At 73.9% G+C, this 24,550-nt stretch carries 19 protein-coding genes; 9 read left to right on the top strand and 10 right to left on the bottom strand.

The features are described from left to right. Nucleotides 1–28: 28 nt before the first annotated feature. The gene (locus ABD332_RS34820) at nt 29–742 is read right to left on the bottom strand and encodes a hypothetical protein (protein ID WP_344506789.1); all 714 of its coding nucleotides are present in this window, start codon (nt 740–742) and stop codon (nt 29–31) included. Beyond that, a complete protein-coding gene (locus ABD332_RS34815) occupies nt 739–4,698 on the bottom strand; it encodes a CHAT domain-containing protein (RefSeq protein ID WP_344506787.1) in 3,960 nt (1,319 codons plus the stop codon). Before ABD332_RS34815 ends, ABD332_RS34820 begins: the two co-directional genes overlap by 4 nt. Before the next feature lie 89 nt (nt 4,699–4,787). On the opposite strand from ABD332_RS34815, the gene ABD332_RS34810 reads away from it, so the two are divergent. Continuing rightward, a complete protein-coding gene (locus ABD332_RS34810) occupies nt 4,788–5,609 on the top strand; it encodes an NAD-binding protein (RefSeq protein ID WP_344506785.1) in 822 nt (273 codons plus the stop codon). Here the strand turns inward: ABD332_RS34810 and ABD332_RS34805 are convergent. Further along, nucleotides 5,600–7,933, bottom strand: a complete 2,334-nt coding sequence (locus ABD332_RS34805) for a glycoside hydrolase family 3 C-terminal domain-containing protein (RefSeq protein WP_344506783.1) — start codon at nt 7,931–7,933, stop codon at nt 5,600–5,602. The genes ABD332_RS34810 and ABD332_RS34805 overlap by 10 nt on opposite strands. Nucleotides 7,934–8,257: 324 nt before the next feature. Here ABD332_RS34805 and ABD332_RS34800 point away from each other — a divergent pair, with 324 nt between their 5' ends. The 5 genes from ABD332_RS34800 to ABD332_RS34780 are packed head-to-tail and all read left to right on the top strand — an operon-like array spanning nt 8,258 to nt 15,984. Continuing rightward, nucleotides 8,258–9,925 (top strand): type 2 periplasmic-binding domain-containing protein, encoded by a 1,668-nt coding sequence (locus tag ABD332_RS34800; RefSeq protein WP_344506781.1) that lies wholly within the window; start codon nt 8,258–8,260, stop codon nt 9,923–9,925. Nucleotides 9,926–9,938: 13 nt separating this feature from the next. Next, the gene (locus ABD332_RS34795; protein ID WP_344506779.1) at nt 9,939–10,901 is read left to right on the top strand and encodes an ABC transporter permease; all 963 of its coding nucleotides are present in this window, start codon (nt 9,939–9,941) and stop codon (nt 10,899–10,901) included. After that, nucleotides 10,898–11,824 carry a carbohydrate ABC transporter permease gene (locus ABD332_RS34790; protein WP_344506777.1) on the top strand — a complete coding sequence of 309 codons (927 nt, stop codon included), beginning with the start codon at nt 10,898–10,900 and terminating at the stop codon, nt 11,822–11,824. Before ABD332_RS34795 ends, ABD332_RS34790 begins: the two co-directional genes overlap by 4 nt. A gap of 3 nt (nt 11,825–11,827) precedes the next feature. Continuing rightward, a complete protein-coding gene (locus tag ABD332_RS34785; protein ID WP_344506775.1) occupies nt 11,828–13,726 on the top strand; it encodes a beta-galactosidase in 1,899 nt (632 codons plus the stop codon). Further along, nucleotides 13,723–15,984 carry a glycoside hydrolase family 95 protein gene (locus ABD332_RS34780; RefSeq protein ID WP_344506773.1) on the top strand — a complete coding sequence of 754 codons (2,262 nt, stop codon included), beginning with the start codon at nt 13,723–13,725 and terminating at the stop codon, nt 15,982–15,984. Before ABD332_RS34785 ends, ABD332_RS34780 begins: the two co-directional genes overlap by 4 nt. Before the next feature lie 14 nt (nt 15,985–15,998). Here ABD332_RS34780 and ABD332_RS34775 read toward each other — a convergent pair whose 3' ends face one another. Both ABD332_RS34775 and ABD332_RS34770 read right to left on the bottom strand, forming a co-directional pair. Continuing rightward, nucleotides 15,999–16,391 (bottom strand): hypothetical protein, encoded by a 393-nt coding sequence (locus ABD332_RS34775; protein ID WP_344506771.1) that lies wholly within the window; start codon nt 16,389–16,391, stop codon nt 15,999–16,001. Between the two features lie 73 nt (nt 16,392–16,464). Beyond that, the gene (locus ABD332_RS34770) at nt 16,465–16,902 is read right to left on the bottom strand and encodes a MarR family winged helix-turn-helix transcriptional regulator (RefSeq protein ID WP_344506769.1); all 438 of its coding nucleotides are present in this window, start codon (nt 16,900–16,902) and stop codon (nt 16,465–16,467) included. On the opposite strand from ABD332_RS34770, the gene ABD332_RS34765 reads away from it, so the two are divergent. After that, a complete protein-coding gene (locus ABD332_RS34765; protein WP_344506767.1) occupies nt 16,841–17,482 on the top strand; it encodes an SDR family NAD(P)-dependent oxidoreductase in 642 nt (213 codons plus the stop codon). The two genes, ABD332_RS34770 and ABD332_RS34765, sit on opposite strands and share 62 nt — an antisense overlap. Here ABD332_RS34765 and ABD332_RS34760 read toward each other — a convergent pair. After that, nucleotides 17,430–17,978 (bottom strand): hypothetical protein, encoded by a 549-nt coding sequence (locus tag ABD332_RS34760; protein WP_344506765.1) that lies wholly within the window; start codon nt 17,976–17,978, stop codon nt 17,430–17,432. The two genes, ABD332_RS34765 and ABD332_RS34760, sit on opposite strands and share 53 nt — an antisense overlap. Nucleotides 17,979–18,055: 77 nt before the next feature. Between ABD332_RS34760 and ABD332_RS34755 the strand changes: the two genes are divergently transcribed. Beyond that, nucleotides 18,056–18,796, top strand: coding sequence for an ArsR/SmtB family transcription factor (locus tag ABD332_RS34755; protein WP_344506763.1), 741 nt, complete (start codon nt 18,056–18,058; stop codon nt 18,794–18,796). Here the strand turns inward: ABD332_RS34755 and ABD332_RS34750 are convergent. The 4 genes from ABD332_RS34750 to ABD332_RS34735 all read right to left on the bottom strand — a co-directional run bounded on the left by ABD332_RS34750 (nt 18,793) and on the right by ABD332_RS34735 (nt 23,058). After that, nucleotides 18,793–19,227, bottom strand: a complete 435-nt coding sequence (locus ABD332_RS34750; RefSeq protein WP_344506761.1) for a MerR family transcriptional regulator — start codon at nt 19,225–19,227, stop codon at nt 18,793–18,795. The two genes, ABD332_RS34755 and ABD332_RS34750, sit on opposite strands and share 4 nt — an antisense overlap. A 284-nt stretch (nt 19,228–19,511) precedes the next feature. After that, nucleotides 19,512–20,552, bottom strand: coding sequence for a GGDEF domain-containing protein (locus tag ABD332_RS34745; protein ID WP_344506759.1), 1,041 nt, complete (start codon nt 20,550–20,552; stop codon nt 19,512–19,514). 22 nt (nt 20,553–20,574) lie between these two features. Then, entirely contained in the window at nt 20,575–21,735 is a 1,161-nt protein-coding gene (locus tag ABD332_RS34740; RefSeq protein WP_344506757.1) for a methyl-accepting chemotaxis protein, read from the bottom strand. 45 nt (nt 21,736–21,780) lie between these two features. Next, complete coding sequence (locus ABD332_RS34735) at nt 21,781–23,058, bottom strand: DUF1479 domain-containing protein (protein WP_344506755.1); 1,278 nt, start codon at nt 23,056–23,058, stop codon at nt 21,781–21,783. Nucleotides 23,059–23,148: 90 nt separating this feature from the next. On the opposite strand from ABD332_RS34735, the gene ABD332_RS34730 reads away from it, so the two are divergent. Then, nucleotides 23,149–24,402 (top strand): ROK family transcriptional regulator, encoded by a 1,254-nt coding sequence (locus tag ABD332_RS34730; protein ID WP_344506753.1) that lies wholly within the window; start codon nt 23,149–23,151, stop codon nt 24,400–24,402. The last annotated feature ends 148 nt before the right edge of the window (nt 24,403–24,550 follow it).

Genomic DNA, 24,550 nt, shown 5'->3' with positions numbered 1-24,550 from the left:
GGGCCGCGGGCATCGCGCCCGCGGCCCTTCAGCCGAAGGCGACGCTCGCCGCCGCCGGCACGTCGGTGACGGCGGCGGTGTAGCGGAACACCTTCAGGCGGCGGCTGCGGATCGTCGCGCCGATCTGGATCGAGGCGGTGTCGCGGGCGCCGGCGGCGATGTCGGCGACCAGGCAGAGGGTGTGCACGCCGCGGATCTGCAGGGCGTCGGTGCGGTAGAACACCCAGCGCGGGTCGCTGGTGCCCTCGTTGAGCGCCTCCAGGGTGACGTCCTGGCGGGTGTAGGTGACCTGACGCTCGGTGCCGCCGCCCGCGCCCGCCTCGAGGTTGGCGCCGGGGACGCCGAGCTTCAGGGTCGGGCTCAGCGTCACCTTCCGGCTGACCGGGACCGGCTCCGCGGCCGTGCGCGGCCGCATCGACCAGGCGACCGGCGGCTCGCCCGCGGCGCCACCGTCGCGGCGGAGGCTGATATCCACCCAGGCCGACTCGAAGGGCTCGCCGTCGTCGTGGGTGAAGCTGGTCGTGATGGTGAGCAGATGGAAGGTGGACCCGGTGCGGGCCCGCAGGAACGGCCGGGTCTGCTCGTCGACGGTGTCGACGGTGAGCGGCAGGACGACGGGCAGGCCGACGGCGAGGCGGCCGGTCCGCGGTGCGGGCGGGTCGCCGGGGCCGAGGACGGGTCGCTCGTGCGGGTCCAGGCGGACGGCGTGCAGCGGCGCCTCGGGCAGTTCCACGATGGTCATTCGTCGTCCTCACGCCCGGTCATCGGGTGATGTCCTCCGGTCAGGTAGAAGGCGCCCCAGTCCCGGTACTCCGGGTGGTGCCGCCGCGTCGCCAGCTGGGCGGTGCGGAACGCGTCCGCGACGGTGGCGCCGCCGTGCAGCGCGCCGTAGAGCGCGGTGAAGAACGTCGTGCTCGCGTCCGCCGCGACCACCCACAGCGTGCCGATGACCGCGTGCGCGCCGGCCGTCAGCAGCGCCGCCGACAGTCCCCGCAGGTTGTCGCCGGGGTCGATGCGCCCGAGCGACGTCTCGCAGGCGCCGAGCGTGACCAGCTCCAGCCCGCGCAGGTCGAGGGGCACGATCTGGTGGGCGAGCAGCCGCCCGTCACCGCCGTCCGCGGTCGACAGGAACACGGTCTGGAACATGGGCGCGTCGGCGTCGTGCCGGCCGTGCGCCCGCAGGTGCACCCAGCGGCGCTCCCGCAGCGCGGCGAGCACCGCCGCCGGGGTCGCGGCGGCGTCGAGGACGGGGTCGACGCCGAGGATGGCCCCGATCGCGTACCCTTCGGCCGCCGACGAGGCCAGGGTCGGCAACGCCGGCTGGTCCTCGTAGCCGAGGGCGAACACGGCCGCCCCGTCGCGGCGAGGCCCGGTGCCCGCGACGTGGAACAGCTGGGCGAGGTTGGCCAGGTAGCTCACGGCGAACCGGTCGGCCAGCGGCTCCCCGTCGGCGCCGGCCAGGTGCAGCGGCGCGAAGTGCAGCGCGCCGTGCGGGTTGACGAGCAGCCGGGCGATCCCCGCGTCGCGCAGCTCGCCGGCGGCGTCGTGCACGGCGCGCAGCGCCCAGGCGTCGAGCCGAGCGAGCTGCTCGGCACCGTCGCGGCTGACCGGGCGCGGGGCGGGCTCCTCCTGCACGGCACGGCGGACGGCGTCGACCTGAAACCCGAGGTGCGGCACGTGGACGCGTTGCCGGCCGTCGTGGCCGAGAGCGATGACCGGCTCGGCGAGGTGCGGCGCGTCGCCGACGGTGATGCTCAGGTGGCACCGGTCGCGGGTGAGCAGCAGCCCGTACATGGCGGATCGCCCGTCGTGGGCGCCGTCGTAGAGCACCAGCAGCGCCGTCCGCGCGTCAAGGGCTGCGGCGACGTCGCCCAGCGCCGGGGCCGCGCCGGAGGAGCCGTGCGGGGTGACCGCGGCGAGGATCTGCCGCTCGGCCGCCCGCCGCAGGTTGGCCAGCGCGCCTGCGGGGTTGTCCGTCGCCGAGGTCTCGTAGTCGCTCGTGTACGCCGTCAGCGTCAGCCCGGCGTCGATGTGCTGCTCCGGCGCGGTGGCGGGCAGCAGCGCGGCCCGGGAGACCTCCTCGGCGAGCATGGCCCGCAGCGGCGGGTCGGGCGTCCAGCCGGTCGTGCCGCCGGTCAGCTGCGCGGCCGTCCGTCGCCCCTTGGCCGCCAGCAACAGCTGCAGCACCACCTCGACGTCGAACTCGTCGCGCGTCGCGGCCGGCAGCAGGAGTCCGATGAGGCTCTGGATCGCGGCCGGTCCGGCCTTGGGCGCCGCCAGCTCCAAGCGCAGCGCTCCCGCCGCGCACCACCTCGCGACGGCGGGCAGGTCCACCGGGTGGCCGTCGCGCACCAGGTCGGTGGCGCAGGTGACGGCCCGCAGGACCTCGCCGGCCACGGGCACGGCGGCCGCGGCGTCGGCGGCGGCCAGGAACCGCATGACGGCCGCCGGGTGGTCGCCGTCGCGCTCGTGGGCGAGCCCCTGACCGAGCAGCAGCTGTCCCTCGACGAAGCCGTACGCCTCCGCGCGGGCGACCGTCGCCGATGGGGCCGCCGCCCGCAGCGCGGCCAGGGCACGCAGCCCCGTGGCGTCCTCGTCGTGCCGCACCGCGGCGACGGCCAGCAGCGTCAGCGCGGCGGGCGACCGGTCCGCCAGCACCTGTTCCTGCGCTTCCCGCAGCCGCTCCGGCGAGTCGAGCACCGTCCACAGCGCCGGTGGCGTGCCGGCCCGTGCCAGCAGGGCGAGAGACCTGATGTAGTGGGCGGTCCGGCGGTCCTCGTCCTCCCAGACGACGGCCAGGTCCCGCTGCCGGTCGAGCAGCCGCAGCGCGCGGGCCGGGTCGGTCCGCTCCAGCACGGCAGAGGCCGCGGTGGCGGCGTCCCACGCGTGGACGGGCCGGACCGTGTACGCGTCCCAGCCGGTTTCGAGCCGGTCGACCAGGTCCGCGACCGCCGGGTCCACCGCACCGGTGGCGCGGGTGAGCGTGGCGGCGACCGCGAGGCGCAGCGGGACGTCGTCGGCGGGCAGCGCCGCGAGGGCCCGCCGGCAGACGTCGGCCACCTCCGGTCCGGCGGCCGGGCCGCCCAGCCGCTCCCGCCAGTCGAGGGCCTCGCCGAGCGCCTTCAGCACCGGCCCGCGCCGCTGCGGCGTGACCAGGAGCAAGGCGGCGCGCAGGTCGTCCGCGGCGGCCGTCAGCGCCTCGACCGGGTCGGGCCAGCGCAGCGGCGGCGGCTGCCGCTCCGGCCCGGGGCCGAGCGTCTCGGCGACCGCCAGCTTGAGCCCGGGATCGGGGTCGGCGGTGTACGCGCCGGCCACCCAGTCCTGAAACGCCTGGGCGTGCAGGCCGTCCGGGCCGCGCCCGTAGCAGTCGAGGACGAGGGCGCCCCGTCGCTGCAGCACAACGCCGCGGGCCTGCGGCAGGCCGAGCCCGTCGGCGAGGTCGAGTGCCTCCCGTGCGGCGTCGCCGGCCGCCGCGTAGAGCCGGATGTCGCCGCCGCGCTGGAGCAGGGCGTGCGCCTCGACGATCAGGTTGGCGTCGGCCTGCAGCAGCACGAACCCGGACTCGCGCCGGTCCGCCACGCCGGACCGGTGGGCGCCGCGGACGGCGGCCGCGGCGACCCGTCCGAGCCGCCAGGCCGCCACCGGATCGGCGCCGACGAGCTGGAAGGCGGCGTCGGCCTCCGACGACAGCAGCTCGATCGAGTACGCGCCGGCCTCGCCGCGCTGCCGGGCGATGTCGCACGCTTCGTCCAGCGGCACCTCGCCGCTCGCCACCGCCGCGACGATCGCGTCGAGGCCTGCGGCCGGCCGCACCGAGCGCAGGAACTCCAGGGCGGCGAGCCGCTCCGGCAGGTCCGGGTCGTCCGAGGGGGTCGCCTCGATCGAGCGCCGGGCCGCGTTGATCGCGTCGTCCAGGTCGGCCGGGTCGTCGCAGTGGTCCGCCCGCGTCCCGAGCGCCAGGGCCAGGTTGAAGAGCCTGCCCGCGTACACCGGACCGGCCGGCTCGGTGCCGTCGACCGCGGACCGGGCGGCCCGCACCGCGCCGTCGATGTCGGCCTGGTCGCCGGCCTGGTCGCCGGCCCGGTCGCCGGCGCCGACGAACCGCGTCCGCAGCACGTTGGACAGCAGCGACAACAGCCGGAGCCGGCCCGGACCGTCCGCGTCGCTCGCCGCAGCGGCGGACCGGAAGGCGTCGGCGGCGGCGTCGAGGTCGTCGCGGGCGAGGTCGCGCCCATACCGGCGCCAGAGCGCCTCGCCGAGCTCGCCGAGGTACTGCCACCGGTAGCGGTGGCCCGGCGGCGTGGCCGCCACCGCCTGCCGCGCGGCGGTCACCGCGCCGTCGACGTCGCCGCCGGTGAGCGAGGCCCTGCTCAACGCCGCCAGCATGCGCGGCAGCTCGGGGTCCGCCGGGTCCGCGGCGGCGACGGCCCGCGCGGCGGTGTCGACCATGGCGGCCAGGTCGGCGGGGTCGCCGTGCTCCTGAAACCGGGCCTGCAGGCAGAGCCGCAGCAGGGTCAGCCGGGCGGCGAGCTCGGGGTGACCGTCCACAGTGACCGCGACCGCCCGCCGGAGCGCGTCGGTGGCGGCGTCGAGGGCCTCCGGCCGGTCCGTCCGCCAGTACTCCGCGAACGCCGCCGTGCCCTCGGCCACGAGCGTCTCCGCCGGGTCCCCGACGTCGGAACGTGTCCGCTCAGTCACGATCACATTCTCGGCGGTGCATCGACGTTCGGGCAATGCACCGGAGCGACTTCCGTTGGATACGCTGTTTCCCTTTAGGGAGGGTGCGGATGCGGTACGTCGTGATCGGGTGCGGCAACGTCGGGATGGAGCTGGCCGGGCGGTGGTCGGCGGCGGGGCACCACGTCGTCGGGACCACCACGTCGCAGCGGCGGGTCGCCGAGGTCGGAGCCGTCTGCGCCGACGTCGTCGTCCTGCGCGGCAGCGACGAGGACGCGGTCCGGCGGGCGACCCGGGACGCGGATGCGGTCGTGCTCACCGTCAGCCCGCGGGTCAGCCGAGCGTTCGACGCCCGCGAGCGGGTCGCGGAGTACGCCGACACGCTCACCGCCTCGGCGGCGACCGCGGCCCGCGTGCACCCGCGGGTCGTGTTCACCAGCTCCGTGTCCGTCTACGGCGCCGGTGAAGGGGCGGTGGTCGACGAGGAGAGTCCGCTGACCGTCAGCGACGACGCGTCGCCGCGCAACTTCATCGCCGCGGAGCGTGCCGTGCTGGGCGGCGACAACGGCGCCGTGGTGAGGATTCCCGACGTGTACGGGCACCCCCGCGACCTCGACTACCCGTCGCGGGTCAGGATGGCGCACGAGCTGCTCGGCGGCAGCGTGCCGTTCGCGCCGGACGCGCTGCTGTACCGCATCGACTACCGCGACGCCGCCGCCGCGCTGGACCTGGTCGTGTCGGCGGGGCTCGCGGGCGTCTACAACGCGGTGCCCGACGCGGTCCTCCCGCCCACGAACCGGGAGGCGTTCGGCGCGATCTGCGCCGCCGAGGGCCGGCCGGACCTCACCTACCGGAGCGAGATCTGGACCCCGGTCGTGCCGGTGTCGTCGGCGAAGCTGCGCGCTGAAGGCTTCGCCTTCACCTACTCCTGAACCGTCACGGTGCGGCTGGTGGTGGGGCCGGTGTGGAACGTGTACTTGCCCGGCGGGGTCACGAAGCCGCCGGACCAGTACGCGAGCGCCGTCAGCGGCACGTCGAAGCGGACCTCGCGGGACTCGCCCGCCGCCAGCGGCACCCGCTCGAAGCCGACCAGCTTCCGCGCCGGCGCCGGGACCGGCCAGCAGTCCGGGGTGACGTAGGCCTGCACGACCTCGTCGCCGGCGCGGTCGCCGGTGTTGGTGACGGTCACCGTGGCGGTCAGGCCCGCCTCGGCCGCCACGCCTGACTCGGCCGGCGTGACGTCGAGGGTGTGGTTGAAGGTGGTGTACGACAGGCCGTGGCCGAACGGATACAGCGGCTCGCCGCGGTGGTACTGGTAGGTCCAGCGGGATCCGATGATGTCGTAGTCGGCGGGGTCCGGCAGGACGGTGTCCGCGCGGTACCACGTCTGCGGCAGCCGGCCGCCGGGGTTGTGAGCGCCGAGGAGGGTGCCGGCGACGGCGGTGCCGAGCTCCTGGCCGGCGTGTGAGGTCCACAGGATCGCCGGCACGTGCTCCTGCGCCCAGTCGATCGCGTACGGGTAGCTGGACACCAGCGCCAGCACCGTGTGCGGGTTGGCGGCCGCGACCGCCCGCAGCAGCCGCTCCTGCTCCGGCGGCAGGGCGAGCGAGTCGCGGTCGACGGTCTCGCGGCCGTTGATGTGCGGGTCGTTGCCGAGCACCACGACGACCCGGTCCGCGGCGCGGGCGGCGGCGACGGCCGCGTCCACGCCGGACGTCACCAGCTCCCGGACGAACCGCAGCGCGCCGTCCGTCGCGCCCGCGACCAGGCGACCGTCGGGGCCTTCGCTCACGTACCGGCCGAGCGCGTTGGACCAGAGCAGGAACTCGCCGGGTCCGGCGGGGTGCAACTCCCACAGCTCCCGCACCACCCACCCGTCGGGAGTCACCGCGGTGGCGGCGACCGCGTCGTCGTCGCCGACGGTCAGGTAGCGGCCGGAAACGGTGTCCTGCAACGTGTGCACGGCGACCGGGCACTGCACGCTGGTGCCCCAGTCGTGGTGCGCGAAGACCGTCCCCTCGCCCAGCGTCCCGTCCGCGCCGAGGTGCCGTCCGTCCGGTGTGGACAGCCTGACGTGGTCGGCACCGTCCACGGTGGATGCGGCGCCGAGGGCCGACGCGACGGTGACCGCGTAGGGGAGGGTGCCGCTGTACCAGTCGGTGAGCACCCGGTCGCCGAGGTGCCCGATGACCGCGACGTGGCCGGGATCCGCCCACGGCAGCGCGCCGGGGGAGTTCTTCAGCAGCACGATCCCCGCGTGGGCGGCGCGAGCGGCGAGCCGGGCGTGCGCGTCGCAGGCGATGACGTCGCGGCGGATCCCGCTGTACGGGTCGTGCGCCGGGTCGAACTCGCCGGTGCTGGCCCGCATCCGCAGGATCCGGCCGACCGCGGCGTCGACGTCGGCCTCCGTGATCAGACCCTGCCGCAACGCCGACGTGAACCGGGCGATGGTCGGACCGCTGTCGGGCCCGTTGTCGGTGTAGCTGTCGACCCCGGCGCGCAGCGCGGCGGCGTGCGACTCGGCGTGGCTCGTGAAGTGGCGCTCGGTCTCGACGAGGTTCGACGGTGCCTGCGCGTCGGAGCACACCACCAGGTCGGGCGCCGCCGCGCGCAGCACCGACTCGAGCAGCGGGTGCACGTGGTTCGGGACGCCGTTGACGAGGTTGTAGGCCGGCATCACCCCGGCGGCCACGCCCGCGCGCAGCGGCGCGAGGAACCCGGGCAGCTCGTACTCGTGCAGGACCCGCTCGGGGACGGTGACGTCGACCAGGTCCCGGGCGGTCTCCAGGTTGTAGGCGAGGAAGTGCTTGAGGACCGGCGCGGTCCGCCACACCTCGGGGTGCGGGCCGCGCAGCCCCGTGCAGAACGCGACCGCGAGCTCGGCGGTGGCGAACGGGTCCTCGCTGTAGCCCTCCTCGTTGCGCCCCCACCGCGGGTCGCGCAGCGGGTTCACCACCGGCGCCCACACGTTGAGCGAGGCCCGCCGATGCGGCTCCGGCGGGTCGTGGTGGAAGGCGCGGACCTCCGCCGAGGCGGCCTCGCCGACGGCGCGCACGAGGGCCCGGTCCCAGCTCGCGCCGAGCCCGACGGCCTGTGGGAAGACGGTGGCCCGGCCGAGCCAGGCGACGCCGTGCAGCACCTCGCAGCCGGTGTGGAACGCGGCGATCCCGAGCCGCGGCACGGCCGGCTGCGACTGGTGCAGCATCGCGATCTTCTCCGCCAGGGTGAGCTGCCGCAGCAGGTCCGGCTGGGTCATGGGTCCCCACTCTGCAGGAAGACGGGCGCTGTCGAAGCGCTTCGATGATCGGCCGCCTGGCGGCGGCTGTCAAACGACACGAAACTTTCACGCTCCGTGGCACGGTTCGCGCGGTGGGACGGGGGTCGGCGTCGATGTCCTTGTCGGACGCCGATCGATGCCCTACGGTCTGGCAGTCGAACGTCGTCGAAGCGCTTCGACAGCGCCCAGCAGCACCTCGGCAGCACTTTGACGGCAGTCCGTGCGCACCGTGCCCGATCGCCCATCGTGCACCTCGATCACCCGGAGGGTGGAACCACCATGCAAAGCGGAGCGACCCCGGGGATGAGCCGGCGAAGCCTGCTCACCTCCGCCGCCGTCATCGCGGCCGTGCCGCTGCTCGACGCCTGCGGCAGCCCCAAGGAGAAGGCCTCGGGCACCACCGGCGAGGGCGACCTGGCCAAGGCCCTGCCCGCCCACGCGGCGAGCGACCTGGTCAAGCCCGACATCCCCGTGGTCGCCGGCGCCAACGGCGCATCCACCGACCCGGCGTTCCTCGCCTATCCGGCCAACCCGCCGAAGACCGTCACCGGCCAGGTCGGCAAGGGCGGCACGTACGTGACGATGACCCCGCTGTGGGGCGCGATCCCGCCCTCCAGCGGCAACGCCTACTACGACGCGGTCAACAAGGAGCTCGGCGCGACCGTGAAGCTGCAGCCGGCGGACGGCAACACCTACGCCGACCTGCTACCGCCGCTGTTCGCCGCCGACAAGCTCCCCGACTGGATCAACATTCCGACGTGGACCATGACGAAGCTCAACTTCGGCGAGGCGGTCCGCACGAAGCTGGCCGACCTGACCCCCTACCTGGCCGGCGACAAGATCAAGCAGTACCCCAACCTCGCCGCGCTCTCCACCAACGCGTGGGTCGCCGGGGTGTGGAACGGCAAGCTCTACGGCCTGCCGATCTACTCCTCCAACGCCGTCATCGCCGGCATGTACTACTACCGCAAGGACCTCTTCGACAAGGCCGGCGTCTCCGCCGACGTCAAGAGCATCGCCGACCTCGAGGCCGTCGGGAAGGCGCTGACGAACGCGAGCGCCGGGCAGTGGGCGTTCGACGACCTGTTCGGCAACGACGCCGCCTACATCTGCCAGCTCTTCGGCTTCCCCGCCACCGGCTACCCATGGGCCGCGGACTCCGCCGGCAAGCTGCAGCACCGGTACGAGACGGAAGGCATCGTCGAGGCGCTCAACTGGCACGCCAAGATGGTGAAGGCCGGCTACCTGCACCCCGACGCTGTCGCCAACAACAGCCAGAACGGCAAGCAGCGCTTCTGGAGCGGCAAGGTCGCCGTCTGCGCCGACGGCACCGGCGCCTGGAACGGCGACGACGCCAAGTCCGGCGCGGCCGCCACCCCCGGCTACAACCGGCAGGCGTTCAAGCTGTTCAGCGCCAACGGCGGCAAGCCCACCGTCGACCTCGGCAACGGCGCGGGCATGTACAGCTTCCTGAACAAGAAGCTCAACGACGGCCAGATCAAGGAGCTGCTGGCGGTCGCCAACTACCTCGCCGCGCCATACGGCTCCGCCGAGTGGCTGACCGTCAACTTCGGCACCGCCGGGACCCACTACACGATGACCGACGGCAACCCGCTGCTGACCGAGAAGGGCAGCAAGGAGATCGCCACCACCTACCAGTTCCTCGCCGGCCCGGCGTCGGCGAGCACCGTGCAGTCCGGCGCGGTGCAGGTGACCAAGGACGCCGCCGCATGGCAGGCCGACATGGTCAAGTACGTGGTGAAGCCTCTGTTCTACGGCATGAACGTCAGCGAGCCGGCCCAGTTCTCCTCGCTCAACCTGCCGATGATCGACACGATCACGGACGTGAAGCTCGGCCGGAAGCCGATCTCGGCGTGGACCGACGCGGTCGCGAGCTGGCGCAAGCAGGGCGGCGACGACCTGCGCAAGTTCTACGACGGCATCCGCGAGAAGTACGGCACCGGCAAGTGAACGCAGGGACCCGGTGACGCTCACCAGGCCGGCCGCGGTGACGCGGCCGGCCACCGTCGCGCGGCCGGAGAAGCAGTGGCGGATCCGGCTGCGCCGCGACCGTTCACTGCTGCTCATGACGCTGCCCGCTGTCGCGCTGCTCGCGGTGTTCGCCTACGCGCCGATGTTCGGGCTCGTCACCGCGTTCCAGAGCTACGACATCTACTCCGGGTTCTGGTACAGCCCGTTCGTCGGGTTCGACAACTTCGAGCGGCTCCTCACCGACTCGATCTTCTGGCACGCGCTGAGCAACACCCTCGTCATCAGCGCCGTGCAGCTCGTCCTGTACTTCCCGGTGCCGATCGCGCTCGCCCTGGTGTTCAACGAGGTCACCAACGCCCGGATCCGCTCGTTCGTGCAGTCCGTGGTGTACCTGCCGCACTTCTTCTCCTGGGTCCTGGTCGTCACCGTCTTCCAGGAGATGCTCGGCGGCGCCGGCGCGCTCAACACGATGCTGCGCCGGCACGGCTGGGCGACCTGGGACATCATGACCAACCCCGACGCGTTCAAGTACCTCGTCACCGCGCAGGCCGTGTGGAAGGAGGCCGGCTGGGGCATCATCGTGTTCCTCGCCGCGCTCGCCGCCATCGACCAGAACCTGTACGAGGCGGCCGCCGCCGACGGCGCCGGGCGGTGGCGCCGGCTGTGGCACATCACGCTGCCCGGCATGCGTGGCGTCATCATGCTCATGCTCGTCCTGCGCCTCGGCAACGCCCTCACCGTCGGCTTCGAGCAGATGCTGATCCAGCGGCAGGCCGTCGGCCGGGACGCCTCCGAGGTGCTCGACACGTTCGCCTACTACTACGGCGTCGTCAACAACAACTTCAGCTACGGCGCCGCCGCCGGCCTGTTCAAGGGCGTCCTGTCACTGATCCTGGTGCTCGCCGCCAACAAGCTCGCACACGCCTTCGGCGAGGACGGACTGTACCGGAAATGACCGCTGTCACCCCGAGGCGCCGACACGCCGGACCCGTCTGGGAGGAGCCGCCGACCGCGGCCGGCAAGGCCGGCAAGGGCGTCGTGCTGCTGCTCGTCGTGGCGGTGATCCTGGTGCCGCTGTACTCGATCGTGCTCACCAGCTTCTCCACCCAGGCGGCGATCAACGAGGCCGGCGGGCTGGTCACGGTGCCGGCGGAGCTGACGGTGGAGGCGTACCGGCAGATCTTCACCAACCAGCTCGTCACCCACTCGCTCCTCGTCAGCCTCGTCCTCACCGTCGTCGGCACGGCCCTGTCGATGGTGGTGACCGTGCTGTGCGCCTACGGGCTGTCGCGGCGAGGGTCGCTCGCGCACCGCGGCATCCTGCTGTTCCTCGTCGTCACCATGTTCTTCAGCGGCGGGCTCATCCCGTCGTTCCTCGTCGTCACCGCCCTGGGCGGCTACGGCGAGTACTGGACGATGGTCCTGCCGGCCGCGGTGTCGGTGTTCAACATCCTGGTGATGCGCGGCTTCTTCAGCAGCACCGCGCCGGAGCTCATCGATGCGGCCCGCATGGACGGCGCGGGGGAGTGGCGCATCCTGTGGTCGGTGGTGCTGCCGACGTCCCGGGCGGTGACCGCCGTCATCGCCCTGTTCTACGCCGTCGGCTACTGGAACTCGTTCTTCAACGCGCTGCTCTACCTGCCCGACAACGGCAAATGGCCGCTGCAGATGATCCTCTACACCTACACGCTGCAGGGCAGCGCGATGCCCGGCGGCGGGGTCACCGGCACCGGGCAGTACGCCGGCCATCAGCAGATCGCCCAGCTGTCGCTGCAGATGGCGGTCGTCACGCTCACCCTCATCCCGATCGTGGTGGCGTACCCGTTCGTGCAGCGGCACTTCACCAAGGGCATGCTCACCGGCGCGATCAAGGGCTGAGCGGTGCCGGGACTGCACGACGTCACGCGCGGGCGGCTGCTGTACGGCGGCGACTACAACCCCGAACAGTGGCCGCCGCACGTGTGGGCCGACGACGTGCGGCTCATGCGGGAGGCCGGCGTCAACCTCGTCACCGTCGGCGTCTTCGCGTGGGCGGCGCTGCAACCCGCCCCGGACCGCTACACGTTCGACTGGCTCGACACGGTCCTGGACCTGCTGCACGGCGGCGGCATCAGCGTCGCCCTCGCCACGCCGACCGCCTCACCGCCGCCGTGGCTGGGGCACCGGCACCCCGACACGCTGCCGCAGGGCCCCGACGGCATCCGCCGCCTGTACGGGTCGCGCAACCAGTACTGTCCGTGCGCCCCCGCGTACCGGTCCGCCGCCCTGGAGATCAGCGACGCGGTCGCGGCCCGATACGCCCGGCACCCCGCGCTGCGCCTGTGGCACATCGGCAACGAGTACGGAACCGTCTGCCACTGCGGGCACTGCGCCGGCCGGTTCCGCGGCTGGCTGCGCGACCGGTACGGCGACCTCGACGGCCTCAACGACGCGTGGGGCACGGCCGTGTGGTCGCAGCGGTACGGCGACTGGGCGGAGGTCCTGCCGCCGCGGCGCGTCCAGTACGTCATCAACCCCCTGCAGGACCTGGACTACCAGCGCTTCTGCGACGACATGCTGCTGGAGTGCTTCACCGCCGAACGGGACGCGGTCCGCGCCCACAACCCGGCGGTCCCGGTCACCACCAACTTCATGGACCTCTACCGGCACACCGACGGCTGGCGCTGGGCTGCGGCCGAGGACCTCGTGTCGCTGGACACGTACCCGGACCCGAACGACCCCGCCGCCGCGATGCGCGCGGCGATGTCGAAGGACGTCGTGCGGTCCCTCGGCGGCGGGCCGTGGCTGCTGGCCGAGCAGTCACCGGGCGCCGCCAGCTGGCGGCCGGTCGCCACCCCGAAACGCCCGGGCCTCAACCGGCTGTGGTCGATGCAGGCCGTCGCCCGCGGCGCCGACGGCGTCCTGCACTTCCAGTGGCGCGCCTCCCGGCAGGGCGCCGAACGCTTCCACGGCGCGATGCTCCCGCACGCCGGCCCCGACTCCCGGGTGTTCCGGGAGATCTGCGCGCTCGGCCGGGAGCTCGCCGGGCTGTCCGGGGTCGCCGGCACGCCCGTGTCCGCGGACGTCGCGATCGTGCTGGACTGGGACGCGTGGCGGGCCGTCGAGCTGGACCACCTGCCGCACGCGGAGTTCCGCTACACCGACCGGCTCACCGACTACTACGCTCCACTGTGGAGCGACAACGTCACGTGCGACTTCGTGCCGGGCACGGGCGCGCTCGGCGGCTACCGGCTGGTGCTGGTGCCGAACCTGTACCAGGTGAGCGCCCGCACCGCCGCGCACCTGGCGTCCTACGTCGCCGGCGGCGGGACGCTGGTGGTGGGGCCGTTCAGCGGGGTCACCGACCCGTCCGAGCGGGTGTACACCGGCGGCTGGCCCGGACCGTGGCAGGACCTGCTCGGGGTGCGGGTGGAGGAGCACTGGCCGCTGGACGCGCCGATCGCGGTGACGTCGTCGTCGCTCGGCGACTTCACCGCGACGATGTGGGCGGAGTGGACCGAGGCGCGCGGCGCGGAGACGGTCGCGGCGGTCGCCGGCGGCACCCTGGACGGGCGGCCCGCGGTGCTGCGCAAAAGCTTCGGGGCCGGGACCGCCTGGTACGTGGCCACGATCCCGGCGCCGGACGCGATGCGCCGGCTGCTGCGTCGGGTCTGCGCCGAGGCGGGGGTGGCGCCGGTGCTGCCGGACCTGCCGCCGGGCGTGGAGGCGGTGCGCCGCGGCGACCTGGTGTTCCTGCTGCACCACGACACCGGCGAGGTCGAGATCCGGCGGGCGTCGTGAACCGGCACCTGCTGTCGTCGCCCGCGCCCGCCGCGGAGTTCCACGACGGGTTCCCCCTCGGCAACGGCCACCTGGGCGCGATGCTGCACGGGCGGCCCGGCACCGAGTGGATCGACCTCAACGCCGACACGTTCTGGTCCGGCGGGCCGCTGCCGGCCGCGCCCGGGCCCGACCCTGGTGTGCTGCCCCGGCTGCGGGAGGCGATCGCCGCCGGGGACCACGCGGCCGCCGAGACCCTGGCCGGGCAGCTGCAGGGGACGGCGTGGACCCAGTCCTACCAGCCCCTCGGCCGCATCGAGTGGGACTACGCCGCCGCCGACGACGTCACCGGGTACGGGCGCGAGCTGCACCTCGCCGACGCGCTCACCGTCACCGGCTACGACACGGGCGGCGACCCTGTGCGGCTCGCCGCGTTCGTCTCGGCGCCCGACGGCGTGCTGGTCGTGTCCGCGACCGGACCCGGCACCCTCGCCGCGGCCGTGCCACCGCGGCTGCGCACGCCGCACCCCGTGACGCCCGCCGTCGTCGACGCCGGCGCCGGGCCGTGCCTGGTGTGGACCGGGCGGGCGCCGGCGCACGTGCTGCCCAACTACGTCCCGGCCGACCCGGGCGTCGAGTACGCCACCGACCCCTGCGACGCCGACGGCACCGTCGCCGCCGGGATGGGCTTCGCCGTCGCCGCCGCCGTCCGGCACACCGCCGGCGAGACCCGGCTCGTCGCCGCGGCCGCCACCGGCTTCCGCGGCCCATTCGAACGGCCCAGCGCCGACCTCGCCGCCATCGCCGGCGCGGCCCTCGCGTCGGTGACCGCCGCGCTCGGCGTGCCGACGCCGGTGCTGCGGGCGCGGCACGTCGCCGACCACCGCCGGTACTACGACCGGGCCGACCTGGAGCTCCCGTCCGTCGACCGGTTCTTCCACCTCGGCCGGTACCTGCTGATCGCCGGCTCCCGCCCCGGCACGCAGCCGCTGAACCTGCAGGGCATCTGGAACGCCGACGTGCGGCCCGGATGGAGCAGCAACTGGACCACGAACATCAACGCGCAGATGAACTACTGGGCCGCCGAGCCGACCGGCCTCGCCGACCTGCACGAGCCGCTGCTGACGCTGACCCGCGACCTCGCCGCCGCGGGCACCGCCACGGCCTCCGGGTATTACGCCGCCCGTGGCGCCGCCGCGCACCACAACACCGACCTGTGGCGCTTCACCGCGCCCGTGCCGGGCGACCCGCAGTGGGCGAACTGGCCGTCGGCGCTGCTGTGGCTGTCCGCCCACGTCTGGGACCACCACGACCACGGCGGCGCCGCGGACGTGCTGCCCGTCCTCGAGGCCGCCGCCAGGTTCACCCTCGACATGCTCGTGCCCGACCCCACCGGCGCCCTGGTGTTCAGCCCGTCCACGTCCCCGGAGCACCACTTCCGGCACGCCGGCGGGCACGCCGCCACGTCGTGGGGCTGTGCGCTGGACCAGGAACTCGCGCGGGAGGTGCTCACCCGGTACGCCGCCCTGACGGGCTCCGCCGAGGCGGTCTCGGCCCTGCGGGCGCTGCGACCCGTCCAGGTCGGCACCGACGGATGTCTCCTGGAGTGGTACGACCAGCGCCCACCCCGCGAGCCCGGGCACCGGCACCTGTCACACCTGTACGGCCTCTACCCGGGCACCCGGATCACCGAGACCGGCACGCCCGCGCACTTCGAGGCCGCCCGGCGGGCGCTGCTGCTGCGGCTCGCGCACGGCACCGGGCACACCGGCTGGAGCCGCGCCTGGGTGCTGTGCCTGGCCGCCCGGCTGCGCCTCGCCGCCCTCGCCGAGCAGACGCTGACCGCGTTCGCCACCGACCTGTGCTCCGCGTCGCTGCTGAGCCTGCACCCGGACGCGGGCCGCGCCAGCGGCTGGATCTTCCAGATCGACGGCAATCTGGGCGTGGCCGCCGGCATCGTGGAAACCATGGTGCAGAGTCACGCCGGCGCCGTCAGCCTCCTGCCGGCGCTGCCCCCGTCGTGGCACACGGGCCGCCTGCGCGGTATCCGCTGCCGCGGCGGTCACGTCGTGGACCTTGCCTGGTCCGACGGGCGCCTCTCGGCGGCCCGGATCGTCGCCAGCCGCACCGGCCCGCTCGTGGTGGAGCTGCCGTCACGGCTCGCCGTCACGACCGCGGCCGGCGACCCGGTGCCCGTGACCGGCGCGCCCGGCGCCCCGGCGGACAGGTCACGGGTGCGGTGGCCGGCCCTCGCCGGCCAGGAGTACCGGCTCGCCTGACGGGTCGGGTGGTCTCAGGCCGACGGCCAGGCGGGCGGGGGCGGGGCCTGGGTGGGGACGACGGGGCTGCCGGGCGGCACGGGCCGCGGCGGGAACGGGGGCTGGCCCGGCACCGCGAACGGCACCGGCGGGGCGGCGGCGTCGCGCCGGCCGCCGATGGCGCACGCGGCACCCGCGATCATCAGCCCGATGCCGGCCAGGATGAAGTTGGTCGCGATGGTGAGGTCGCCGCCGGACAGCTCACCGCGGCAGTTCTGCGCATCGCCCTGCCGCGCCGGCGGGTAACACGTCCACTGCGCGTTCTTCGTGTCGTCGGCCTCGGCCATCGAGCCGAGCGTGCCGAACGCGATGGCGAACGTGCCCGCGATGATGAACAGGATCTGCATGGCCTTGGCGCCTGCTGACATTCCCGCGACCCTAATGCAAACCGCCGCGCACCGCTGCCCGCCTCGGGGGACGGCGGCGTCCTGCCGGGCGCCGTCAGCTCGCGTACGCGTCGATGCGGGCCAGGAGGTCGCGCAGGGTGTGCCGCTCCGCGGCGGTGAGGTCGGCGAAGACCGGGTTGTCCTCGGCGGTCCGGGTCATGAGGCGCTCCCGCAGGGCCTGACCGTTTCCGGTCAGCGTGATCGCGCGGGTGCGGCCGTCGCCGACGCCCGCGTCGGGGCCGCTGCGGCGCTCGATCAGGCCGCGGGTGACGAGACGGTTGACCAGGTTGGTGGTGTTGGAGCGGTCGGCCCAGATGCGCTCGGCGACGGTGCTGACCGGGACCGGGGTGCCCGGCTCCAGCGCGAGCAGCGCCTTCGCCTCGGCACGGGAGAGCCCGAGTTCGTTCAGGCGGGACGCGGTCCGGGACGACGTGCGGCGGCTGGCCGCGGCCGTCGCCGGGCGGCACCCGGTCCTGCACGTCCTGCTGAACAACGCCGGCGTCACGCTGCCGCGGCGGCAGGTCACCGCGGACGGGTTCGAGACGACGTTCGCGGTCAACCACCTGGCGCCGTTCCTGCTGACGGCGCTGCTGCTGCCGCAGCTGCGGGCGGCCGGCGCGGCGCGCGTGATCGGCGTGACGTCCGCCGCGCACCGGGCCGGCCGCATCGACTTCGACGACCTGCACGGGGCTCGCCGGTACAGTCAGCACAAGGCCTACAACCAGTCCAAGCTCGCCAACGTCCTGTTCGCCCGCGAGTTCGCCGCGCGCGCCGAGGGCGCGATCAGCGCCGTCGCCGTGCAGCCCGGGTTCGTGCGCACGGCGATGGTGCCGCCGTTCCCGTTCAACCTCGCCGGCTTCCTGCGGTCGGAGCCGGAGCGGCCCGCCCGTGCCATCGCCGCGATCGCCACCGCGTCCGACCTCGCCGCCGGCAGTGGTGCGGTGTTCGGCGGCGACGGCCGCCCGGTGCGGCTCACGGGCCGGGCCGCGGAGCCGTCGACCGCCCGCCGGCTGTGGGACGTCAGCGCCGAGCTGACCCGGCCCGCCGGATCGCGGCCGAGCCGAGGTCGTTGAGGATCGTCAGGTCCGCCGCCCCCAGCCGGGCGTCGGACATGATGACGACCACGACGTAGTGACCGGCGGCCGCGACGAAGTACCCCACGTAGCGGTCGCCCTCGTCGTAGTTGCCGGCGAACAGGGCCATGTCCGGCCCCAGGTGGTCCACGGCGACCGGGTGGAATCCGTTGTCACCCCCGCCGACACCGCAGCGGTCCAGCTGTGCCTTGAGCTCCGTCACGTACGAGCGGGCGCCGTCGCCCCGGTAGCGCGCGACGTTCTCGTACACCCGGAACCGGTCGCCGTAGTCGGCCGCCTGGCTGTGGCCGGCCACCGGGTGGGGCACCGGCGTGTCCGCGCACGGCTGCGGCAGCAGCGGCCACGCGAAGCCGGCCTCGACCGGCCCGGGCAACGCGCCACCGAGATCGGCCGGCTGGAGCATGACGCGCTGCGGCACCAGCCGGGGCGCTTTCGGTGCCGCCGCCGCGACCTTTTCCGTCGGTGCTTTCTGCATACCCGTACAGATGCCGCGGGCGTCCCGTTCGTTGCGTCGCTTGACAATAGGCAGGTAAAAACCTGCATAATGGGGCCGTGGACCTGGTGTTCAAGGCCCTGGCCGACCCGACCCGCCGGAGCATGCTCGACAGCCTGCGCCGGCAGGACGGGCAGACGCTGAGCATGCTCTGCGCTGGCCTGTCGATGGCCCGCCAGTCCGCCACGCAGCACCTGCAGCTGCTGCAGGACGCCAACCTCGTCACCGTCGTGCGCCGGGGGCGCGAGAAGCTGCACTACCTCAACCCCGTGCCGATCCACGAGCTGCAGCGCCGGTGGATCGCGGCATACGAGGAGCCCCGGCTGCGCACCCTGGACGCCGTCAAACACCTCGCGGAGGGAAGTCCGATGAAGACCGAGATTCCGACGTACGTGTACGTCACCTACATCAAGGCCACCGCTGAGCAGGTGTGGCACGCCCTGACCGACGCCGACCTGACCGCCGAGTACTGGGGGCACGCCAACGTCTCCGACTGGCAACCCGGCTCGACGTGGGAGCACCGCCGCACCGACGGCTCCGGCGTCGTCGACGCGGGCGGCACGATCCTGGAGGCCGTCCCGCCGACCCGCCTGGTCATGACGTTCGACAACTCCACCGTCACGTTCACCGTCGAGCCGAGCCAGGACATCGTCCGGCTCACCGTGACCCACGAGAAGCTGGCGACGAAGGAGGACCTGGACGCGATCTCCCTGGGCTGGCCCGCCGTCCTCGCCAACCTCAAGTCGCTGCTGGAGACCGGCCGGCCGCTGCCGCAGGCCCCGTGGGAGATGCCCGCCTAGCGGGTCTGCGGATCCCTGCCGATCGTCATGAACGGAAACGGGCAGTCGGCGCAGCTGCAGTTGGTCAGGCTGTCGCAGCGGGCGTCGACGACCTCCGTGAGCGTGGCCCGGATCGCGGCGAGGTCGGCGATCTTCGCGTCGACCTCGGCGATCTTGTCCAGCGCGCGCTGCCGGAGGTCCGGGGTCGGGTGCCGGCGGCTCCCGGCGTCGAGCAGGTCGGCGACCTCGTCGAGGGTGAACCCGAGCCGCTGCGCGGCCTTGATGACCGTGAGCAGCGCGACGGTGTCCGGCGGGTACAGCCGGTGCCCGCCGTTGGTGCGGACGGGGTCGGCGAGCAGCCCGCGGCGCTCGTAGTACCGCAGCGTCTGGATGTTCACACCGGCCTGCTCGGCGACCTCGCCCGAGCGCAACCCCGCCTGCTCCTGTGGCATGGTTGGAGCGTAAACCCGTACCCAGGTACCGGATGCAACCAGCCACGGAGGTCGGGGCGATGGTGGACGAGGGACGAGGACGGGCGAGCCGTGAGCTCGTGTATCACAGCCCGGATGCGCTGATCCCGCCGCCGTGGCCGCCGCAGGAGGGCTTTGATCCGCCCGGTCCCGGCGATGCGTCCGGCATTCGTGAGCCCCGCCGGCCAGGTCCGCGCGACGGCGGACCCTCGACAGGTGGAGCGCTGCTGGCCTCCGAGCCGATCGACCACGGGTAGGGGGCCGGGTCAGGGCGCGCGGCGGGCGCGCTTCGCGGCGTACAGGGCGGCGTCCGCGCTGGTGTACAGGTCGCGGGCGGTGTGTGCCTGGCTCGGGGCGTGCGCCGCGCCCGCGCTGATCGACACCGGCACGACCCGCCCGTCGGGGAGCGTCAGCGGGCGGGCGCGCACCGCCTCGACGAAGTCCTTCGCGCGGGCGACGGCGATGTCGAAGGAGCAGCCGGGCATCAGCACCGCGAGCTCGTCGCCGCCCAGCCGGGCCACCACGTCGACGGCCCGGCACCGCTCGCACAGCGTCGCCGCGATGTGCGTGAGGGCGTCGTCGCCGACGGCGTGGCCGTACGTGTCGTTGATCTCCTTGAACCAGTCGACGTCGATGAGCACCAGCGCGGTCTCGGCGGCGTCGCGGTCGACGGCGCGCTGGACCGCGTCGTCGAGGATCCGCCGCGTCGCCAGGCCGGTCAGCGGGTCGACGTCCGCCAGGCGCCGCAGCCGGCCGACGAGCCGGTCCTGGGCGACACCGGCCCGGGCGAGCGCGGCCGCCATCAGCGTGAGCGTGCTGCCGACGAACGCCAGGTCGAGGGCAGCGTCGCCGGCCGGCAGCAGCGACAGCGCGACGACCGCCTCACCGGCGAGCGCCGCGGCGGTGACGGCGACGACGCCCGGGATGCGCAGGTGGACGGCGGCGAAGAGGACCGGCAGGTAGAAATACAGCAGCCCGGTGACGCCGGCGTTGCCCGTGCCGAGGTCCAGCAGGACGATCGAGCCGCACCCGATGACGGCGGAGGGCATCTGCAGCAGCCCGACCGCCCGGCGCGCCCCGGCGAAGAGGAGCACGGCGCACACGGCGGCGAGCGCGGCGCCGAGCGTGGTGAGCACCGGCTCGACCGCCCGCGGGCCGAGGACCGCCTCGCCGACGTAGATGACCGACGGCGTCGCCGCCAGCAGGCCCGTCGCCAGGTTGCGCTCGGGGCCGCCGCGGCGGGGCCCGGCGGCCCGCAGCACGGACCTGACGCGCGCGGCAGCCGTCACACCGTCCGAAGCCGTCACACCGTCAGATGTCTTCACGCCTTCAGATGCGGAACGTGGCGACGACGGTCCGCAGCTCCGACGACATGCGCTCCAGCTCGGCGTTGAGGCGCAGCGCGCCGGAGACGCCGTCCTGGGTCGTGCGGGCCGCGTCCGCGACGCCCGTGATGCTGCGGGCGATGTCCGACGAGCCCGTGGCGGCGGCGCTGACGCTGCGGTCCATCTCCGCGGTCGTCGCCGCCTGCTCCTCGACGGCCGCCGCGATCGTCTGCTGATACTCGTTGATCTTCGAGATGATCCCGGTGATCTGCCCGATCGCGTCGACCGCGTTCTGCGTGTCCAGCTGGATCGCCTCGACCCGGCGGGAGATGTCCTCCGTCGCCTTCGCCGTCTCCTGCGCGAGGTCCTTCACCTCGCCGGCGACGACCGCGAACCCCTTGCCGGCGTCCCCGGCGCGGGCCGCCTCGATCGTGGCGTTGAGCGCGAGGAGGTTCGTCTGCTCGGCGATCGACGTGATCACCTTGACGACGTTGCCGATCTCGGTGGACGACTCGCCGAGCCGGGCCACGGTCGCGTTCGTCGACGTGGCCGCCTGCACCGCGTCGTCGCCGACCCGCACCGCCTGCGCCGCGTTCTGCGCGATCTCCCGGATCGACGCGCTCATCTCGTTGGACGCGGTGGCGACCGTGTCGACGTTGCGCGACACCTGCTCGGCGGCGGTCACGATGCCCTGCGCCTGGCTGCTGGACTGGTTGGCGTTGCGGGCGAAGCCCTGGCTCACGTCGCGCAGCTCACCGGACGCGCCGGACAGCGCGTTGGCCGACGCGTCCAGGGTACGGACGACGCCGTGGATCGACCCGGTCGCCTGGTTCAGCGCGTCGGCGATGAGCCCGAACTCGTCCTTGCGGTTGAGGTCGAGCCGGCGGGTCAGGTCGCCGGTGACCATCGCGTCCAGGTGCGCCAGGACCTTCCCGGCAGCCTGCAGCAGCGGCCGGATCCCGAGGTACGCCGCGAACGCGTTCATCACGGTCAGCACGGCGATGAACGCGACCGCCGTGCCGAAGCCGATCTCGACCGCCCCGGTCGCGTCCAGGAGCCAGAAGCCGAGGGCGCCGACGCCGATGGTCGACACGGCCTGGCCCATGACCCCGACGAACATGATCGACCGGGCCGGCCGACGGGTCTGCTGGAAACTGTCCGGCACAGCGCTCTCCTCCGCACGACGTAACCCTCGGCGGATCGGCAACATTCAGCCCGCGTTGAGGAAATCCAGCCCGAGTCCTCGCCGGCCGATCTCGTTCAGGTCCGCCTCCTGGAAGCGGTTGGGCCAGTCCTTCTCGTAGTGCTCGGCGGGGAAGTCGCCGGGGCTCTCACCGGTGCGGAACGACTCGCGGACCGACGCCGCGTACCGCTCGTTGCGCGGGCACCAGGGAGCGGCCGGGATGTACATGACGTTGCCCCAGCCGCGCTGCGCCTCGACCGGCGCCACGCTGTGGATCATGTCGCAGTGCCACCAGACGGAGTCGCCGGCCTTCACGTCGGGGATGCCGGACAGCGCCTCCATGAGCGGCGCGTGCCATTTGTGCCCCGCCGGGAAGACCTGGTTGACGGTCACGCCGCACATGTCGTCGTCCGGCACGTCCGGCAGCAGCGGGCGCAGCATCAGGTACGCCATCGCCTCCGGGATCGGCACGGTGTGCAGCACGCCCTGGTCGTGGTCCATGTCCGACAGTGCCGTCCAGCCCTGGAACGTGCGGAACGCCGAGCACATCGTCGATCCGGGGTACTGCGGCCCGGCGGTGCGGTGGGCGGCGTCCCACGGGTCGTACTGCTCGACGCCGCCGTCGAACAGGTGCCGGAACGCCTGCTGGTAGGCCTGCGTCATCCACAGGTCCAGGGTGCCCGGGTCGAGGTGCGTGCCGAGGCCGGCGGAGTCGGCGCCCTCGGGCCGGCGGCGGATCCGGTCGGGGTAGAGCGAGTCGCGCCCCGGGTCGAACCACCGCACGCCGTCCGACTCGTGCTTCCACTGGCCGTTCAGGAACGCCTGCACCGTGGCCATGCGCTCGCTCTGCCTGGCCTGCATCTGGGCCGGGGACCAGTAGATCGGGTAGATCTCGGGCTTGGAGCCGACGCTGCCGAAGAAGTCGTCACCGGGGCCGCGGTACTGCTCGAAGAACCGGTTGCTCTCCACGTAGTCGACGATGTCGCGGTCCCAGCCGAGGGCCTGCTCCCTCTCGAAGTGCCCGCGCACGACGAGGCAGCCGCGCCGCTTGAGGCGGGCCAGGTCGGCGGGGGAGACGGCGCCGGCGGCGATGTCGGCGTAGTCGATCACCGGCCAGATCGTCTCGCCGCGCCGGCGGGCCGCGGCGATCTCGTCGACGGCGTCCTGCACGCGGCGCTCGACGACGGCGAACACCTCCTCGACGGTCCGGCCGGACGCGGCGATGCGCTCGCGCAGGGCCGTCTTGATCTCGCGGGTCGCCGCCCTGAGATCGGCGGGCGTCTCCTCCCAGTGCGGCAGTGCCACGGTCGTCCCCTTTCTAGGTAGGTGTCTTTACTTGTAGTACTGTACGACCGGACGTACTTCCAGGCAAGGCTCCTGACTAGAATGCGGTTCGTGGATCTGGTCCGTTCGGTGACCGACGAGCACGTGCTGCGCGCACTCATGGAGCACCGCCGCCTGACCAGGGCGGAGCTCGCCACGGCGATCGGCATCTCGAAGCCGACGGCGGGGGAGAGCGTGCGCCGCCTCGAGGAGCGCGGCCTGGTGTCCGACACCGGCGAACGCACCCCGGGCGGCCGCGGCCGTGGCCGGGTGGGCTCCTACTACGCGCTCGCTCCGGGCGTGGGGCTGGCCCTCGCGGTCACCATCGCGCCGGAGGGGGTCGTGGCGGCGTGCCTGAACGCGCACGGCGACACCCTGGCCCGCGACACCCGCCCGATCGGCCGCCCCGCCCACCCCGATCAGGTCGCCGCCGCCCTGCGCGCCGCCGTCTCCGCGGTCTCGTCCGCCGCGTCGGCGTTTGCGGCCGATGTACCGGCGGCCGGGGCCACCTCTGCCGCCACCGCGTCTGATGCTGGCGGCGCGCCCGGCGCCGTCGGTGCGTCTGGCGCGGCCGGTGCGCCTGGTGTGCCTGGTGCGTCCGGCGGTGCCGGTGGCTCCGGCGGCGGTGGTGGCGGGCCGGTGCGGGTGGCCGTGGTCGGCGCGGCCGACCCGGTGGACCGGGCGACCGGCCGGCTGGTGCAGCTGCCCGACGCGCCGTTCCTCGTCGGCGAGCTGGATCCCGTCGCCGTCCTGACCCCGTTCGTGGCCGGGCCGGTGATCGTCGACAACGACGTCAACTGGCTCGCCCGCGCCGAACGCGACCGTGCCGGCGACCGCGGCGACTTCGCCTACCTGTACCTCGGCGAGGGCCTCGGCTGCGCGATCGTCAACGACGGCGAGATCCGCCGCGGCCGGACCGGACTGGCCGGCGAGATCGCCCACCTGGTGACCACCGGACCGCAGGGCCGCGCCGTCCGCTTCATCGAGCTGTTCGCCGAGCTCGGCCTGCGCCGGGACGGCTCCACCGCCATCGACGTCGACCGGCTCCTGGACCGCTGCACCCCGGGCTCGCCGGCCGCCACCGCCGTGTGCGACGCGGTCGCCGGCGTCGTCGCCGCGACCGTCGCCCTCGCCGACCCGCAGGAGGTCGTCATCGGCGGCACGTGGGGGCCGGCGCTCATCGAAGGCATCCGCGCCGCGACCGCCCGCACCCCCCGCCCCGTCGACCTCCGCCCCGCGACCGTGACCACCGACCCGGTCCTGACCGGCGTCCGCGCCGAGGCGCTCGCGGGCCTCCGCGCCGCCATCACCGCCGCCGCGCTGTAAGCGCTGGGTGTCGCCGGCTGCCCAGCCCGCGAGAAGGAGGCGCTCGCTGGCCTCCGGTCCGCTATCACCGCCGCCGCGTTGTAGGAGCCGTCACCGCTGCTGCGCATTGGGGCTGCACCGCCGCCGCGCCTGCACGTGGCTGCCATCT

The sequence above is a fragment of the Dactylosporangium maewongense genome (assembly GCF_039531485.1).
GTDB lineage: Bacteria > Actinomycetota > Actinomycetes > Mycobacteriales > Micromonosporaceae > Dactylosporangium > Dactylosporangium maewongense.
This window is presented reverse-complemented; position numbering and strand designations above follow the sequence as displayed.